The 14,321-nt window shown below is 65.3% G+C and carries 12 protein-coding genes; 10 read left to right on the forward strand and 2 right to left on the reverse strand.

The features are described from left to right. Window positions 1–32: 32 nt before the first annotated feature. Window positions 33–785, reverse strand: a complete 753-nt coding sequence (locus tag BRSPCE3_RS19160; RefSeq protein ID WP_244067613.1) for a GntR family transcriptional regulator — start codon at window positions 783–785, stop codon at window positions 33–35. Between the two features lie 132 nt (window positions 786–917). Here BRSPCE3_RS19160 and BRSPCE3_RS19165 point away from each other — a divergent pair, with 132 nt between their 5' ends. The 9 genes from BRSPCE3_RS19165 to BRSPCE3_RS19205 all read left to right on the forward strand — a co-directional run bounded on the left by BRSPCE3_RS19165 (window position 918) and on the right by BRSPCE3_RS19205 (window position 11,227). Beyond that, a complete protein-coding gene (locus BRSPCE3_RS19165; RefSeq protein ID WP_244067615.1) occupies window positions 918–2,117 on the forward strand; it encodes an alanine--glyoxylate aminotransferase family protein in 1,200 nt (399 codons plus the stop codon). 47 nt (window positions 2,118–2,164) lie between these two features. Beyond that, on the forward strand, window positions 2,165–3,448 hold the full coding sequence (locus BRSPCE3_RS19170; protein ID WP_244067616.1) for an MFS transporter: 1,284 nt from the start codon (window positions 2,165–2,167) through the stop codon (window positions 3,446–3,448). A gap of 128 nt (window positions 3,449–3,576) precedes the next feature. After that, entirely contained in the window at window positions 3,577–4,770 is a 1,194-nt protein-coding gene (locus tag BRSPCE3_RS19175; protein ID WP_244067618.1) for an alanine--glyoxylate aminotransferase family protein, read from the forward strand. A gap of 52 nt (window positions 4,771–4,822) precedes the next feature. After that, window positions 4,823–5,620 (forward strand): enoyl-CoA hydratase/isomerase family protein, encoded by a 798-nt coding sequence (locus BRSPCE3_RS19180; protein WP_244067620.1) that lies wholly within the window; start codon window positions 4,823–4,825, stop codon window positions 5,618–5,620. 306 nt (window positions 5,621–5,926) lie between these two features. Then, window positions 5,927–6,904, forward strand: coding sequence for a Bug family tripartite tricarboxylate transporter substrate binding protein (locus tag BRSPCE3_RS19185; protein WP_375709935.1), 978 nt, complete (start codon window positions 5,927–5,929; stop codon window positions 6,902–6,904). A gap of 153 nt (window positions 6,905–7,057) precedes the next feature. Further along, the gene (locus BRSPCE3_RS19190) at window positions 7,058–7,933 is read left to right on the forward strand and encodes an S-methyl-5'-thioadenosine phosphorylase (protein ID WP_244067630.1); all 876 of its coding nucleotides are present in this window, start codon (window positions 7,058–7,060) and stop codon (window positions 7,931–7,933) included. A gap of 41 nt (window positions 7,934–7,974) precedes the next feature. Beyond that, window positions 7,975–9,075 carry an S-methyl-5-thioribose-1-phosphate isomerase gene (gene mtnA, locus BRSPCE3_RS19195; RefSeq protein WP_244067631.1) on the forward strand — a complete coding sequence of 367 codons (1,101 nt, stop codon included), beginning with the start codon at window positions 7,975–7,977 and terminating at the stop codon, window positions 9,073–9,075. A gap of 76 nt (window positions 9,076–9,151) precedes the next feature. Then, complete coding sequence (locus tag BRSPCE3_RS19200; protein ID WP_244067632.1) at window positions 9,152–9,694, forward strand: tripartite tricarboxylate transporter TctB family protein; 543 nt, start codon at window positions 9,152–9,154, stop codon at window positions 9,692–9,694. Window positions 9,695–9,715: 21 nt separating this feature from the next. Beyond that, the gene (locus BRSPCE3_RS19205) at window positions 9,716–11,227 is read left to right on the forward strand and encodes a tripartite tricarboxylate transporter permease (RefSeq protein WP_244067633.1); all 1,512 of its coding nucleotides are present in this window, start codon (window positions 9,716–9,718) and stop codon (window positions 11,225–11,227) included. Between the two features lie 57 nt (window positions 11,228–11,284). Here the strand turns inward: BRSPCE3_RS19205 and BRSPCE3_RS19210 are convergent, their stop codons facing one another. Then, window positions 11,285–12,478 carry a CaiB/BaiF CoA-transferase family protein gene (locus BRSPCE3_RS19210; protein WP_244067634.1) on the reverse strand — a complete coding sequence of 398 codons (1,194 nt, stop codon included), beginning with the start codon at window positions 12,476–12,478 and terminating at the stop codon, window positions 11,285–11,287. Window positions 12,479–12,767: 289 nt separating this feature from the next. On the opposite strand from BRSPCE3_RS19210, the gene BRSPCE3_RS19215 reads away from it, so the two are divergent. Further along, on the forward strand, window positions 12,768–14,321 hold the full coding sequence (locus tag BRSPCE3_RS19215; RefSeq protein WP_244067635.1) for a lipopolysaccharide biosynthesis protein: 1,554 nt from the start codon (window positions 12,768–12,770) through the stop codon (window positions 14,319–14,321).

Here is a 14,321-nt window from a genome sequence, read left to right on the forward strand (position 1 = left end):
GCTGCCTCCCAGTCGCTCCTTGGCAGCCCCCTTTAGCCGTTCTGGGGCGTCGTCTCCAAGCCGCCTTCCGGCGCCTCCACGAGATGATCGATGGCGGCGGCCCGCTTGTTGCGCAGGTGCTGGAACAGGATGTCGCTGAGCTCGCTGCCGGCGCGGCGGCGCAGTGCATCGAGGATCGCCTCGTGCTCGCGCATTGCCTCGGCCCAGCGCTGCCGCTTGCGGGCGAAATTCGCGGAATACCGCACCCGCCGGATCCGGCCGGCGAAGTTGGCGTAGGTCGTCTTCAGCGTCTCGTTGCGCGCGGCCGCGACGATGCTCTCGTGGATCTGCTGGTTGGTCTGGAAGTAGCCGTGCATGTCGCGATGCAGATAGTGGCCGTACATCTCGTAATGCAGCCGCTCGATCGCGGCGGTTTCCTCGTCGGTGATCGCCTCGCAGGCCAGCCGTCCGGCGAGGCTCTCGAGCCCGGCCATGACGTCGAACAGTTCCTCGAGGTCACGCTGGCTGAGCCGGCGCACCCGCGCGCCGCGATTGGGCAGCAACTCGATCAGACCCTCGGCGGCCAGCACCTTGAGCGCCTCGCGCAACGGCGTCCTTGAGATCCCCAGCATGTCGCAGAGCTGCCGTTCCGGAACGCGGGCGCCCTCGGCAATGTTGCCTTCCACCACATAGTCGCGGAGCCGCAGCAGGATCTCGCCGTGCAGCGAGGCCTCCTGGCGGTCGCTGCCATTGCCGGCGGCGGGTTGGGTGATTGGAACCCCGGTTTCGGGAATCGCGGATTTCATATCCTGAACAATAATTTGCCGGCGCGGTCGCGTCGATCTCCACAATCGAATACCAAAATTCGATTGAAAAGACAAAAAATGAATGCAAAATGGATGGCAGAAGAGTCGAAATCCGGCGATTGGGAGGATCTCATGCATCAAGGGCGCCATTTTCTACAGATTCCAGGGCCGAGCCCGGTCCCGGATCGCATTCTTCGCGCGATGGACATGCCGGTCATCGACCACCGCAGCGCCGAATTCGCCGAGCTTGGCCGGACGGTGCTCGAAGGCAGCCAGAAGGTGTTTCAGACCAAAGCCCCGGTGGTGATCTTCCCGTCGTCGGGCACCGGCGCCTGGGAAGCCGCGATCGTCAATACGCTGTCGCCCGGCGACAAGGTCCTGATGGTCGAGACCGGCCACTTCGCCACCCTGTGGTGGCAGCTCGCCGGCCGTTTCGGCATCGAGGTCGACTTCGTCCCCGGCGACTGGCGCCGCGGCGCCGACCCGGCCGAGATCGAGGCAAGGCTTGCCGCGGACACCGCGCACAGCATCAAGGCGGTGATGGTGGTCCACAACGAGACCTCGACCGGCGCCACCAGCCGGATCGCCGACATTCGCGCCGCGATCGACCGCACCGCGCATCCGGCGCTGTTGATGGTCGACACCATTTCCTCGCTCGGCTCGGTCGATTACCGGCACGATGAATGGAAGGTCGACGTCAGCGTCAGCTGCTCGCAGAAGGGTTTCATGCTGCCGCCCGGCCTCGGCTTCAACGCCATCTCGGACAAGGCGCGTGCCGCGTCGCGCACCAACAAGATGCCGCGCTCCTATTTCGATTGGGAGGAGATGCTGAAGCCGAACGCCAAGGGCTTCTTCCCCTATACGCCGGCGACGAACCTGCTCTACGGGCTGCGCGAGGCGATCGCGATGCTGCTGCAAGAGGGGCTCGACAATGTGTTCGCGCGCCATCGGCGGCTGGCAGCCGCCACGCGTGCCGCCGTCAACCAATGGGGGCTCGAGAATCTCTGCCAGGAGCCCTCGGAATTCTCGCCGGTGCTGACCGCGGTGCTGATGCCGCCCGGCCATGATGCCGATGCGTTCCGCAAGGTCGTGCTCGACAATTTCAACATGTCGCTCGGCTCCGGCCTGTCCAAGGTCGCCGGCAAGGTGTTCCGCATCGGCCATCTCGGCGAGTGCAACGAGCTGACGCTGCTTGGCGCGCTCACCGGCGTCGAGATGGGGCTGTCGGTCGCCGGCGTGCCGCACCGTGCGGGCGGCGTCGAGGCCGCGATGCGGCTGCTCGAGCAGCGCGACGAGCGCAACGCGTCGCATCTCAAGGTGGTCGGCACCTAGCGCGCACCGACAACACAGACAAAACGCAGATCAGGGAGGGGGAGGATATGAGGCTTCGGTTCAAGGCCACCCATGTCGTGTTGGCCATGCTCTGCGTGATGTATTTCATCACCTATGTGGATCGGGTGAACATCGGCACCGCAGCCGGCGAGATCCAGAAGGAGCTCGGGCTGTCCAACACCGAGCTCGGCCTGGTGTTCTCAGCCTTCGCCTATCCGTATCTGCTGTTCCAGGTGATCGGCGGCTGGGTCGGCGATCGTTTCGGGCCGCGCCAGACGCTGTTCTGGTGCGGCATGATCTGGGCGGCGGCGACCATCATGACCGGCTTCGTCCACGGCCTCGCCGCGCTGTTCGTCGCGCGCTTTGCGCTCGGGTTCGGCGAAGGCGCCACGTTCCCGACCGCGACGCGCGCGATGCAGTACTGGACGCCGGCGAACCGACGCGGCTTCGCGCAAGGTCTGACGCATTCGTTCGCGCGGCTCGGCAATGCCATCACCCCGCCGGTCGTCGCGCTGCTGATCCTCTGGCTGACCTGGCGCGGCGCATTCGTCGTGCTTGGTTTCGTCAGCCTGATCTGGGGCGTCGTGTGGGTCTGGTACTTCCGCAACGAGCCGCGCGACCATGGCTCGATCACCGCGGCCGAGCTTGCGACATTGCCGCCGCGTCCGCAGGGCGCGCGGCCGAAGGTGCCGTGGGGGCCGTTGCTGCAGCGGATGTGGCCGGTGACCCTGACCTATTTCTGCTACGGCTGGTGCCTGTGGCTCTACCTCAACTGGCTGCCGCTGTTCTTCAAGAACAACTACAGCCTCGATCTGAAGAACTCGGCGCTGTTCGCATCCGGCGTGTTCTTTGCGGGCGTGATCGGCGACAGCATCGGCGGCGTCATCTCTGACCGTATCCTCGAGCGCACGGGAAATGTGCGTCTGGCGCGGCTCAGCGTGACGGTCGTGGGCTTCGCCGGCGCGCTGCTCTCGCTGATGCCGATCCTGTTCGTTCACGACATCACGTTGGTCGCGCTCTGCCTGTCGGCCGGCTTCTTCTGCGCCGAGCTCGTGATCGGCCCGATGTGGTCGATCCCGATGGACATCGCACCGAAATATTCCGGCACTGCCGCCGGGCTCATGAACACCGGCTCGGCCTTCGCGGCGATCGTCTCGCCGCTGGTTGCCGGCTTCGTGATCGACGCCACCGGCAACTGGTACCTGCCGTTCCTGATGTCGATGGGCCTGTTGCTGCTTGGCGGTTTCTCAGCGTTCCTGATGCACCCCGAGCGGCCGTTCGAGGAGACGGACGACATGGTGGCACCGGGCAAGGTGGTGGCCGCCGAATGAGGGCTTTTGGCCCCGGTGGAGCGCCGTCAGATATGCATGACGGGCCCCCGCCGGGCCTAGGACAAACCCGGCGAATAGTGATATGCGAGCGGCTTACCAAGACCAAGGCAAGACCGGGAAAGACGCTCATGACCGTGCATACTGGAAGGCATTTTCTGCAGATTCCGGGACCGACCAACGTGCCGGACCGGGTCTTGCGGGCCATGGATATGCCGACCATGGACCACCGCGGTGCCGAATTCGCCGAGATCGGCTTCGCCGTGATGTCGGCGATGCAGCGCGTGTTCCGCACCAAGCAGCCGGTGATCATCTACCCGTCGTCGGGGACCGGCGCCTGGGAGGCTGCGATCGTCAACACGCTGCAGCCCGGCGACAAGGTCTTGATGTGCGAGACCGGGCAGTTCGCGGTGCTGTGGCACGGCATTGCCGACAAGTTCAAGCTCGACGTCGATTTCATCCCGGGCGACTGGCGCCACGGCGCCGACCTCGAGCAGATCGAGGCAAAACTGTCTGCCGACAACGCGCACAAGATCAAGGCCGTCTGCGTGGTCCATAACGAGACCTCGACCGCCTGCGTCACCTATCCGCGCGACGTGCGCAAGATCCTCGACACGCTGAAGCACCCGGCGCTCTTGATGGTCGACACCATCTCGGGCCTCGGCTCGCTCGAATATGAGCATGACGCCTGGGGCATCGACGTTTCGATCGCCGGCTCCCAGAAGGGACTGATGCTGCCGCCCGGCCTCGGCTTCAACGCCGTGTCGGAGAAGGCGCTGGCGGTGGCCAAGGCCAATCCGGGCATGCGCTCCTACTGGGACTGGCAGGAAGTCATCAACATCAACAAGGCCGGCACCTGGCCGTACACGCCCGCCACCAACCTGCTGTTCGGCCTGCGCGAGGCCGTCAAGATGCTGGAGGAGGAGGGGCTGGACAACGTCTTCGCCCGCCACAAGCGCCACAGCGAAGCGACCCGCGCCGCCATCAAGGTCTGGGGCCTGGAGACGCAGTGCCAGGAGCAGGGCGCGCATTCGCCGGCGCTGACCGCGGTGCGCGTGCCCGACGGCCACGATGCCGACCACTTCCGCAAGGTGGTGCTGGATAATTTCGACATGTCGCTCGGCACCGGCCTCAACAAGGTCAAGGGCAAGGTGTTCCGGATCGGCCATATCGGTCACTTCAACGATCTGATGCTGATGGGCACGCTGTCCGGCGTCGAGATGGGCCTCGATCTGGCCAAGATCCCGCATCGCGGCGGCGGCGTGCTGGCGGCGATGGAGGTCCTGAAGGGTCGCGACACCGCACAGGCTACGAAGGTCGCTTAACAAGAAGGCCCTGGCCTGAAAATCGAGTTGTAACGAACAGAAAGAGCGAGACATGAACGCGCCCGTCACATCGACCGAAGACCTGATCTATTCCGTCGAGGACGGGATCGCGCGCATCACGTTCAACCGGCCGCAGGCGCGCAATGCGCTGACCTTTGCGATGTACGAGCAGATGGCTTCGATCTGCGAGAGCATCAATCAGGACCATTCGATCAAGGCGCTGATCATGACCGGTGCCGGCGACAAGGCGTTCGCCTCCGGCACCGACATCTCCCAGTTCCGGGCGTTCAAGACCGCCCAGGACGCGCTGGACTACGAGGCGCGGATCGACCGCGTGCTGGGCACGCTGGAACAGTGCCGCGTGCCTGTCATCGCGGCGATCGCCGGCGCCTGCACCGGCGGCGGCGCCGGGATCGCCGCATGCTGCGACATCCGCATCGGCACCGAGGCGACCCGGATCGGCTTCCCGATCGCGCGCACGCTCGGCAATTGCCTGTCGATGTCCAACATCTCGCGGCTGGTGTCGCTGATCGGCCCGGCGCGGACCAAGGATCTGATCTTCAAGGCGCGCCTGGTCGAGGCGCCGGAAGCGCTGGCGCTCGGGCTGTTGAACGAGGTCGTGCCCGATGTGGAGACATTGCAGCGCCGCGCCAACGAGACCGCGAAGCTCGTCGCCGGCCACGCGCCGATCACGCTGGAGGTGACCAAGGAAGCGGTGCGCCGCATCCGCCGCACGCTGTCGCGCGAGGAAGGCGAAGACCTGATCCTGCGCGCCTATATGAGCGAAGATTTCCGCGAGGGCATGGACGCCTTCCTCAACAAGCGCGCGCCGAACTTCAAGGGCAAGTAGTTCCAACCACCGCTGTCATCGCCCGGCCTGTGCGCAATTGCGCACATGGACCGGGCGATCCAGTACGCCGCGGCCCATCGGTTCAGTAACGACTGCCTCTGGAATACTGGATCGCCCGGTCAAGCCGGGCGATGACACCGTTTGTCAACGCGAACAAAGCGACACACCCACCTCATTCCAAAGTCATAGGCCATGCGGCAGTTCGCGGCTTGAACTCACTCGCTTTCTCGGCACAATGACGGCTATCAGCCTCTCGCAGGTTTTGCCAAGCCGAACAAAGAGATAGGGAAGAAACACGTGGGACAGATTGTCAAAACCACGGCTGCAATCGCGGCCCTGCTGCTGAGCACGCCGGCCTTCGCCGGCTGGGAGCCGAGCAAGCCGGTCGAAATCGTGGTCGCGGCCGGTGCCGGCGGCGCCTCCGACCAGATGGCGCGCATGATGCAGGCGGCGATCCAGAAGAACAATCTGATGAAGCAGCCGATGGTGGTGTCGCTGAAGGGCGGCGCGTCGGGGGCGGAAGCGCTGATGTACATGAAGTCCAGCGAGGGCGATCCCAACAAGGTGCTGATCGCCTATTCGCTGATCTACATGCTGCCGCTGTCGGCCAAGATTCCGTTCAACTGGCGTGACCTGACGCCGGTGTCGGTGATCGCGCTCGACCAGTTCGTGTTGTGGGACAACGCCAACGGTCCGAAGACCGTGAAGGACTTCATCGATGCCGCCAAGGCCGCCAGCGCGCCGTTCAAGATGGGCGGCACCGGCTCCAAGCGCGAGGATCACGTGCTGACCGTGTTCATGGAGCAGAAGACCGGCGCAAAATTCTCCTACCTGCCGTACAAGTCCGGCGGCGAGGCCGCGACCCAGCTGGTCGGCGGCCATACCGAATCCAACGTCAACAATCCGAGCGAAAATCTCGAGGTCTGGCGCGCCGGCCAGGTTCGCGCGCTCTGCGTGTTCGACAAGGAGCGGATCTCCTACAAGACCAAGGTCACCGACACGCAATCCTGGAACGACATCCCGACCTGCAAGGAAGAGGGGCTGGACGTGCAGTATCTGATGCTGCGCGCGATGTTCCTGCCGGGCAAGGTCACCCAGGAGCAGCAGGCGTTCTATGCCGACCTGTTCCAGAAGGTGACGCAGACCGCGGAATACAAGGACTACATGGAGAAGCAGGCGTTGAAGCCGATCTTCCTCACCGGCAAGGACATGGTGGAGTTCCTCGAGGATGACGACAAGCAGAATGCCTCGCTGATGAACGCGGCGGGTTTTGTCGCGAAGTAAGCGCCGAAGCCAGCGCCGACACGCCCCCTCGACCGGCATGTGTCGGCAGCAGGCCCTGCTTTACCTTCCGCTCGGAATCGCCTTGCATCACGCGGTCGCGCCATCGATATTGCGCCGCAGTAAAGCGCCGTTGCGGGAGCGTGAGGAGCGATCATGACCAAAGCCGTTCTCGGTATCATCGGCGGATCCGGCATCTACGACCTGCCGGACCTGGAAAATGTCCGCGAGGAAACCATCGCGAGCCCGTGGGGCGAACCGTCGGCGACGCTGCGCCGTGGCGAGATGGCCGGGCTGCCGATCGTGTTCCTGCCGCGGCACGGTCAGGGACATGCGCTGTCGCCGTCCGACATCAACTATCGCGCCAATATCGACGTGCTGAAGCGGGCAGGGGTCACCGACCTGGTCGCGCTGTCGGCCTGCGGCTCGTTCAAGGAAGAGCTGCCGCCGGGCACCTTTGTGCTGGTCGATCAGTTCGTCGACCGCACCCACAAACGCGAGAGCTCGTTCTTCGGCAGGGGCTGCGTCGCGCATGTCTCGATGGCGCATCCGGTGGCGCCGCTGCTGGTGAAGCATCTCGCCGCCGCTGCCGAGGCCGAGCACATCGCGTTCGCGCGCGGCGGCACTTATCTCTGCATGGAGGGGCCGCAATTCTCCTCGCTCGCCGAAAGCCTGACCTATAAGGCGCAGGGCTATTCGGTGATCGGCATGACCAACATGCCGGAAGCCAAGCTCGCCCGCGAGGCCGAGATCTGCTACGCCAGCGTGGCGATGGTCACCGATTTCGACTGCTGGCATCCGGCGCATGATGCCGTGACGGTGCAGGACATCATTCGCGTGCTGAATTCGAACGCCGAGAAGGCCAAGGCGCTGGTGGCGCGGCTGGCGCGCGATTTCCCGCGTGAGCACGAGCCGTGTCCGATCGGTTCGGATCGGGCGCTGGACACCGCGCTGATCACCGCGCCCGCGGCGCGCGATCCGCAGCTGCTGGCCAAGCTCGATGCGGTCGCCGGAAGGGTGTTGCGGTCGTGAAGAGGTCCTCCATGAAGCGCGTGACGCGAAGGGCGTAGGGCATGAAGGTCGATGGCCGCCATTTCCGCAGCATCTGGCTCGAGCCCGACGGCTGGTCGGTCGGTGCGATCGACCAACGACGATTGCCGCATGAGTTCATCGTCGCCAAATTGACGACCGCGGACGAGGCCGGCGAGGCGATCAGCTCGATGCTGGTCCGTGGTGCGCCGCTGATCGGCGCGACTGCCGCCTATGGCATGGCGCTCGCCATGCGCGAGGATGCCTCCGACGCGGCGCTGGAGCGCGCCGGCAAGATGCTGGCGGCGACCCGGCCGACCGCGATCAATCTGAAATGGGCAATCGATGAAATGCGGCGCGCGCTCGCGCCGCTCGCAGCGTCAGCCCGCGCCGATGCGGCCTATGCCCGCGCCCGCGAGATTGCCGACGAGGATGTCGAGATCAACCGCGAGATCGGCCGCCACGGCCTCGGCCTGATCGAAACCATCGCTGCGGCGAAGAAGCCGGGCGAGCCGGTCAACGTACTGACGCATTGCAACGCCGGCTGGCTTGCAACCGTCGATTGGGGGACGGCGACATCGCCGATCTACCAGGCGCATGATCGCGGCATTGCGGTCCATGTCTGGGTCGATGAAACGCGGCCGCGCAACCAGGGCGCCTCGCTCACCGCCTGGGAACTCGGCCATCACGGCGTGCCGCACACGGTGATTCCGGACAACACCGGCGGCCATCTGATGCAGCATCGCATGGTCGACCTCGCGATCGTCGGCACCGACCGCGTCGCCGCCAATGGCGACGTCTGCAACAAGATCGGGACCTATCTGAAGGCGCTCGCGGCCCACGACAATGGCGTGCCGTTCTATGTCGCGCTGCCGTCGCCGACCATCGACTTTGGTATCGACGACGGCGTCAGGCAGATTCCGATCGAGCAGCGCGCGGCGAGCGAGGTGACGCACCTCACCGGGCGGACGGCGGATGGACGGATCGAGACCGTGCGCGTGGTTCCGGACGGCTCTTCAGTCGCCAATTTCGGCTTCGACGTCACGCCGGCGCGGCTGGTGACGGGATTGATCACCGAGCGCGGTGTCCTCAGCGCGGATCGTGCTGCACTTGCGAGCGCGTTTCCCGAACGTTCCGGCGGTTAGCTGAAGGCTGCATTGACGGTGATTGGTTCAGCACGCTATCCCCATCGTTGCCCTCGCAACCCAGACCGTCCAGTCCATGTCCAACACTGAACTTGAGATCGTCGTCGACGATCCGACCGCGCCTGAAGACAACTCCCCCGCCGTCGTCTCCACCGGCGTCGTCGACGTCGTCGTCTCGCTGCTGTTGCTAGCGCTCGCATTGGTGCTCGGCTGGGACAATTGGCGCACCGGCGCCTCGTGGGACTCGACCGGGCCGCAGCCGGGCTATTTTCCGTTCTATCTCTCGGTGATCCTCGGCGGCGCCAGCCTCTATGGTCTCGGTGCCGCGTTCGTGTCGCGCCGGGAAGCCGCCGAGACCTTCGTCACCCGGGCCCAGCTCCGCCGGGTGATGGCGGTGTTCGTGCCGACATTGCTGTTCTGCCTCGCCACCCAGTATCTCGGCCTCTATGTCGCGAGCTTCCTCCTGATCGCGGGCTTCATGCGCCTGGTCGGCAAGATCGCGCTGTGGAAGTCGCTGCTGACCGCCTTCATCTTCACCGCCGCGATGTTTGTCACGTTCGACGTCGCGTTCGACGTCATCATGCCGAAGGGGCCGCTCGAAGCGGCTCTCGGCCGCTAGCTACCCGACAGGATTCGAACCATGGAAGCCTTCGGTCTCCTGCTGCACGGCTTTGCCGTCCTGCTGACCTGGAAGACGCTGCTGTTGATGATGGTTGGGCTGGTGCTCGGCATCTTCGTCGGCGTGCTGCCCGGGCTCGGCGGTCCCAACGGCGTCGCGATCCTGCTGCCTTTGACCTTCACGATGGATCCGACGTCGGCCATCGTGATGCTGTCCTGCATCTACTGGGGCGCGCTGTTCGGCGGCGCCATCACCTCGATCCTGTTCAACATCCCCGGCGAAGCCTGGTCGGTCGCGACCACCTTCGACGGCTATCCGATGGCGCAGCAGGGCAGGGCGGCCGAAGCGCTCACTGCGGCGTTCACCTCGTCGTTCATCGGCTCGCTGGTCGCGGTGCTCTTGATCACCTTCCTGGCGCCGATGATCTCGTCATTCGCGCTGAAGTTCGGTCCGCCGGAGTTCTTCGCGGTCTATCTCCTGACTTTCTGCTCGTTCGTCGGCCTCGGCCGCGAGGCCAAGCACAAGACCGTGATCTCGATGTCGCTCGGGCTGCTGCTCGCCGGCGTCGGCATGGACACGGTGTCCGGGCAGCTGCGCATGACCTTCGGCTCTTCGGAGCTGCTGCGCGGCATCAACTTCCTGGTCGCCGTGATCGGCCTGTTCGGCATCAGCGAGATCCTGCTGACGATGGAGGAGCGGCTGGCGCTGCGCGGGCATGCCGCCGGCATCTCGCTGCGCGTGGTGCTGTCGGTGTGGAAGGATCTGCCGAAATACTGGGTCACGCTGCTGCGCTCGTCGGTGATCGGCTGCTGGCTCGGCATCACGCCGGGCGGCGCGATCGCGGCCTCCTTCATGGGCTACAATCTCGCCAAGCGCTTCTCCAAGGATCAGGAAAGCTTCGGCAAGGGCCGCATCGAGGGCGTGTTCGCGCCGGAGACCGCCGCTCATGCATCGGGCACCTCGGCGCTGCTGCCGATGCTCGCGCTCGGCATTCCCGGCTCGGGGACGGCGGCGATCCTGCTTGGCGGCCTGATGGTATGGGGTCTCAATCCGGGCCCGCTGCTGTTCGTCGAGCACAAGGATTTCGTCTGGGGCCTGATCGCCTCGATGTATCTCGGCAACGTCGTCGGCCTGGTGCTGGTGCTGACCACCGTGCCGATCTTCGCCTCGATCCTGCGCGTGCCGTTCGCCGCGGTCGCCCCGATGATCGTGGTGTCCTGCGCGATCGGCGCCTACGCGATCCAGAATGCGATGTTCGACATCTGGCTGATGCTGGGCTTCGGCGTCGTCGGCTACGTCTTCAAGAAGATCGGCATTCCGCTCGCGCCGTTCACGCTCGCTCTGGTGCTCGGCAGCCGGGCCGAGGATGCGTTCCGGCTCTCGATGATCGGTTCCGGCGGCGACATGAAGGTGTTCTGGTCGAACGGCCTCGTCGGCAGCATCACGACGCTGGCGATCGTGCTGCTGTTCTGGCCGGTGATCGACAAGGCGATCTCAGGCCTCGGACGGATGGTGCGGCCGGCGCGGGCGTAGTCGCGGTCCGGGATTGGCCGAATCTCGAACCGCTCAAATTCCGGTGGATTGGTACCGTCAAACCACCTTGCGTTGGCGGAGCTCGGCGATCTCGTCGCTGCCGAAGCCGAACTCGGCCAGCACTTCCTCGGTCTGCTCGCCGAATTCCGGCGGACGCGCCACCATCTTGCTCGGCGTCCGCGACAGCGTCACCGGCTGGCTGACCAGCTGGATGTGCCGGTTCTCGTCGTTCGGCACGTGCTGGGCCATGCCGAGATGCTTGACCTGGGCATCCTCGAACATCTGGTCGATCGAATAGATCGGCCCGCACGGCACGCCGGCGGCGTTCAGCTCCTGCACCCAGGTCTCGGTCGACTTCTTCTCGGTCAGCGCGCTGATTCGCGCATTCAGCGCGTCGCGGTTCTTCGAGCGCGCCGGTGCGGTCGCGTAATCGGGATCGGTGACCAGGTCGGGCGCGCCGATCGCCTGGGCGCAGCGCTCCCAGATCCGCCCGCCGGTGGTGGCAATGTTGATGTAGCCGTCGGAGGTCCTGAACACGCCGGTCGGGATCGAGGTCGGATGGTTGTTGCCGGCCTGCTTGGCGACTTCCTTTTCCATCAGCCAGCGCGCCGCCTGGAAATCCAGCATGAAGATCTGCGCCTGCAGCAGCGAGGTCTGCACCCACTGGCCTTCGCCGGAGACGTCACGTTCCAACAGTGCGGTGAGGATGCCGATCGCGCAGAACAGCCCCGCGGTGAGATCGGCCACGGGGATGCCGACCCGCATCGGCCCCTCACCCGGGGCGCCGGTCACCGACATCAGGCCGCCCATGCCCTGGGCGATCTGATCGAAGCCGGGGCGCTTGTGATAGGGGCCGTCCTGGCCGAAGCCGGAGATGCTGCCATAGACGATCTTCGGATTGATCTTGCGGATGCTCTCATAGTCGATGCCGAGCTTGCCCTTCACGTCCGGCCGGAAATTCTCGACGATGACGTCGGCCTGCTCGGCCAGTCGCTTGAACACATCGAGCCCCTTGGGATCCTTGAGGTTCAGCGTCATGGCGCGCTTGTTGCGGTGCAGATTCTGGAAGTCGGATCCGCCGCGCGGGCCGCCCGGCTGCTCGCCGCCGCCGTCCTCCAGCAACGCATCGATCTTGATGACGTTGGCACCCCAGTCGGCGAGCTGGCGCACGCAGGTCGGCCCGGACCGGACCCGGGTCAAATCCAGTACGGTGAAACGGGACAGGGCTTGGGATGCGCGGGGAAAGGGCATTGAGACACCTCTTGTTTGGCGGGCCGCTCTGAGGCTACTGCCTTAGACAATTTGGCTGACCTTTCCAACTGTTACCCGGACAACAAGCGAGTCCGAAACAAACAGCCATGGTTCCGTGACGATCGACTCCCGCCTTGGCCGTCGCGTAGACAAGGCTCACGCCGGCCCGGCGGCCCGCCAACCCTCGACAATCGCGCCGCCGACTGCTAGCCCGTCGCCGTGCCGAATGGGTTTTGCCCTTATGGAAGAGGCACTTGAGGCGTAACGAGGAGATGGACCGAAAGCGGGCATGGCGGTGAAGAAAGGTCCATCCCATCTGCTCGGCAACTCGGCGTGGAACGCGACGGCCTTCGCGGTCGCGGTGCTGCTCAATCTCGCGATTCTCCCGTTCGTGATTTTCCGGCTCGGCCTCGCCGCGTTCGGTGTCGCGGGCCTCGTGACGGCCTGTGTCGCGCCGGCGCTGATGTTCAGCAATGCGCTCGGCCTGTCGACAGCCCGCGAGCTCGCACAACGGTTGGAACCGCAAGATCGCGACGAGGCGCGGCGGTTTTTCGCGACCGCCCTGGCGCTTGCCATCGTGGTGGGCTGTCTGATCGCGGCCGTGCTCGGCCTTGCGGGCGCACCGCTCGCGCGGTTGGGATTTCACCTCGGCGGCGCGGCTGCCGACGACCTCGGGCTTGCCTTCGCACTGGCCGGCGTCGGCTGGCTGTGTCAGTGCCTGCTCGCGGTTTTCCTCTCGCTGTTCACGGCGCGTCAGGATTATCGGCGGATCGCCTCGATCGGTATCACGGGCACGGTGGTGACCACGATGTCGATGCTGCTGCTGATCCCATATGCACCGCGGGCCTCGACCTTCCTCGGCTGTCAGGCGCTGGGCTTCGCGACCAATCTCGTGATGGCCTTCGCCTGGTCACGGCATGCGATCGGCGACTGGCAGGCACGGCCGGCGCTCGATCGCGGCGCACTGCGTGCCCTGGTCAAGCTTGGCGGCTGGCAGGTCGCGGCGCAAAGCGGCGCGCTGTTCGCCGGCCAGGCGGATCGCTATTTGCTCGGTGCACTGTTGCAGCCGCAATTCGTCGGCTTCTACAGCGTCGCGCAGCGGCTGGAGGAGGCGGTCTATATCGGCGTGCTCAAGATCGGCGAGATCCTGTTCCCGTTCTTCAGCACGCTGCAGAAGGAGGATGACGACCGCAAGGTCGACCTGCTGCTGCGCTCGTCCTGGATCCTCAACGTGCTGGCCGCGAGCGCGCTCGGCGGCCTGATCCCGGTCGCAGGCGCTCTGCTGTATCGATGGACCGGCGCCGAGGTCGCCGCCGAAGCGCAGCTGGTGCTGGTGGTGCTTGCGATCAGCGGGATATTGGGCTCGAGCGCCAACGTGTTTGCGTTCTATCTGCTGTCGCAGGGACGCTCCAGCTCCAACGCGCTGATCTCGCTCGTCACGGGCATCTTCACGCTGGCGACCAGCGCGATCGCCTTGCCCTATTTCGGCTGGCAGGCGGCCGGCTGGAGCTCCTGCGTCGGGATGGTCGCGCAGATGGTGGTCACGGTACTGCTGCTGCGGCGGACCTTCAGGCTGTCAGGGATGTGGTCGCGGATGCTGCATTTCGTACTGATCCCGCTCGGCACGGGGATCGCCGTTGCGTTGACGCTGCGCGCTCAGCTCGGCCATGTGTCATTCGACCAGGCGCCGTCATGGTGGTATGTGGTGTCGCTCTACGGCGTGTCGGCGGCCGCGATCTTTGTCGCCGCCGTCGCCGTGTCGCAACTGGGTCCCTATCGCGCCGTCTGCTGGCGCGATCTCCGCATCATCATCACTCGTTTCCTGCCCTTCAAGGCTGTCTAG

The sequence above is a fragment of the Bradyrhizobium sp. Ce-3 genome, assembly GCF_022835695.1.
Lineage (GTDB): Bacteria > Pseudomonadota > Alphaproteobacteria > Rhizobiales > Xanthobacteraceae > Bradyrhizobium.

Bases quoted from the DNA above. Each gene is read 5' to 3' on its own strand.
- BRSPCE3_RS19215 (WP_244067635.1), top strand. From the start codon at position 12,768: ATGGCGGTGAAGAAAGGTCCATCCCATCTGCTCGGCAACTCGGCGTGG.
- BRSPCE3_RS19205 (WP_244067633.1), top strand. From the start codon at position 9,716: ATGGAAGCCTTCGGTCTCCTGCTGCACGGCTTTGCCGTCCTGCTGACC.
- BRSPCE3_RS19200 (WP_244067632.1), top strand. From the start codon at position 9,152: ATGTCCAACACTGAACTTGAGATCGTCGTCGACGATCCGACCGCGCCT.
- BRSPCE3_RS19175 (WP_244067618.1), top strand. From the start codon at position 3,577: ATGACCGTGCATACTGGAAGGCATTTTCTGCAGATTCCGGGACCGACC.
- BRSPCE3_RS19210 (WP_244067634.1), bottom strand. From the start codon at position 12,478: ATGCCCTTTCCCCGCGCATCCCAAGCCCTGTCCCGTTTCACCGTACTG.
- BRSPCE3_RS19165 (WP_244067615.1), top strand. From the start codon at position 918: ATGCATCAAGGGCGCCATTTTCTACAGATTCCAGGGCCGAGCCCGGTC.
- mtnA (WP_244067631.1), top strand. From the start codon at position 7,975: ATGAAGGTCGATGGCCGCCATTTCCGCAGCATCTGGCTCGAGCCCGAC.
- BRSPCE3_RS19190 (WP_244067630.1), top strand. From the start codon at position 7,058: ATGACCAAAGCCGTTCTCGGTATCATCGGCGGATCCGGCATCTACGAC.
- BRSPCE3_RS19160 (WP_244067613.1), bottom strand. From the start codon at position 785: ATGAAATCCGCGATTCCCGAAACCGGGGTTCCAATCACCCAACCCGCC.
- BRSPCE3_RS19170 (WP_244067616.1), top strand. From the start codon at position 2,165: ATGAGGCTTCGGTTCAAGGCCACCCATGTCGTGTTGGCCATGCTCTGC.
- BRSPCE3_RS19180 (WP_244067620.1), top strand. From the start codon at position 4,823: ATGAACGCGCCCGTCACATCGACCGAAGACCTGATCTATTCCGTCGAG.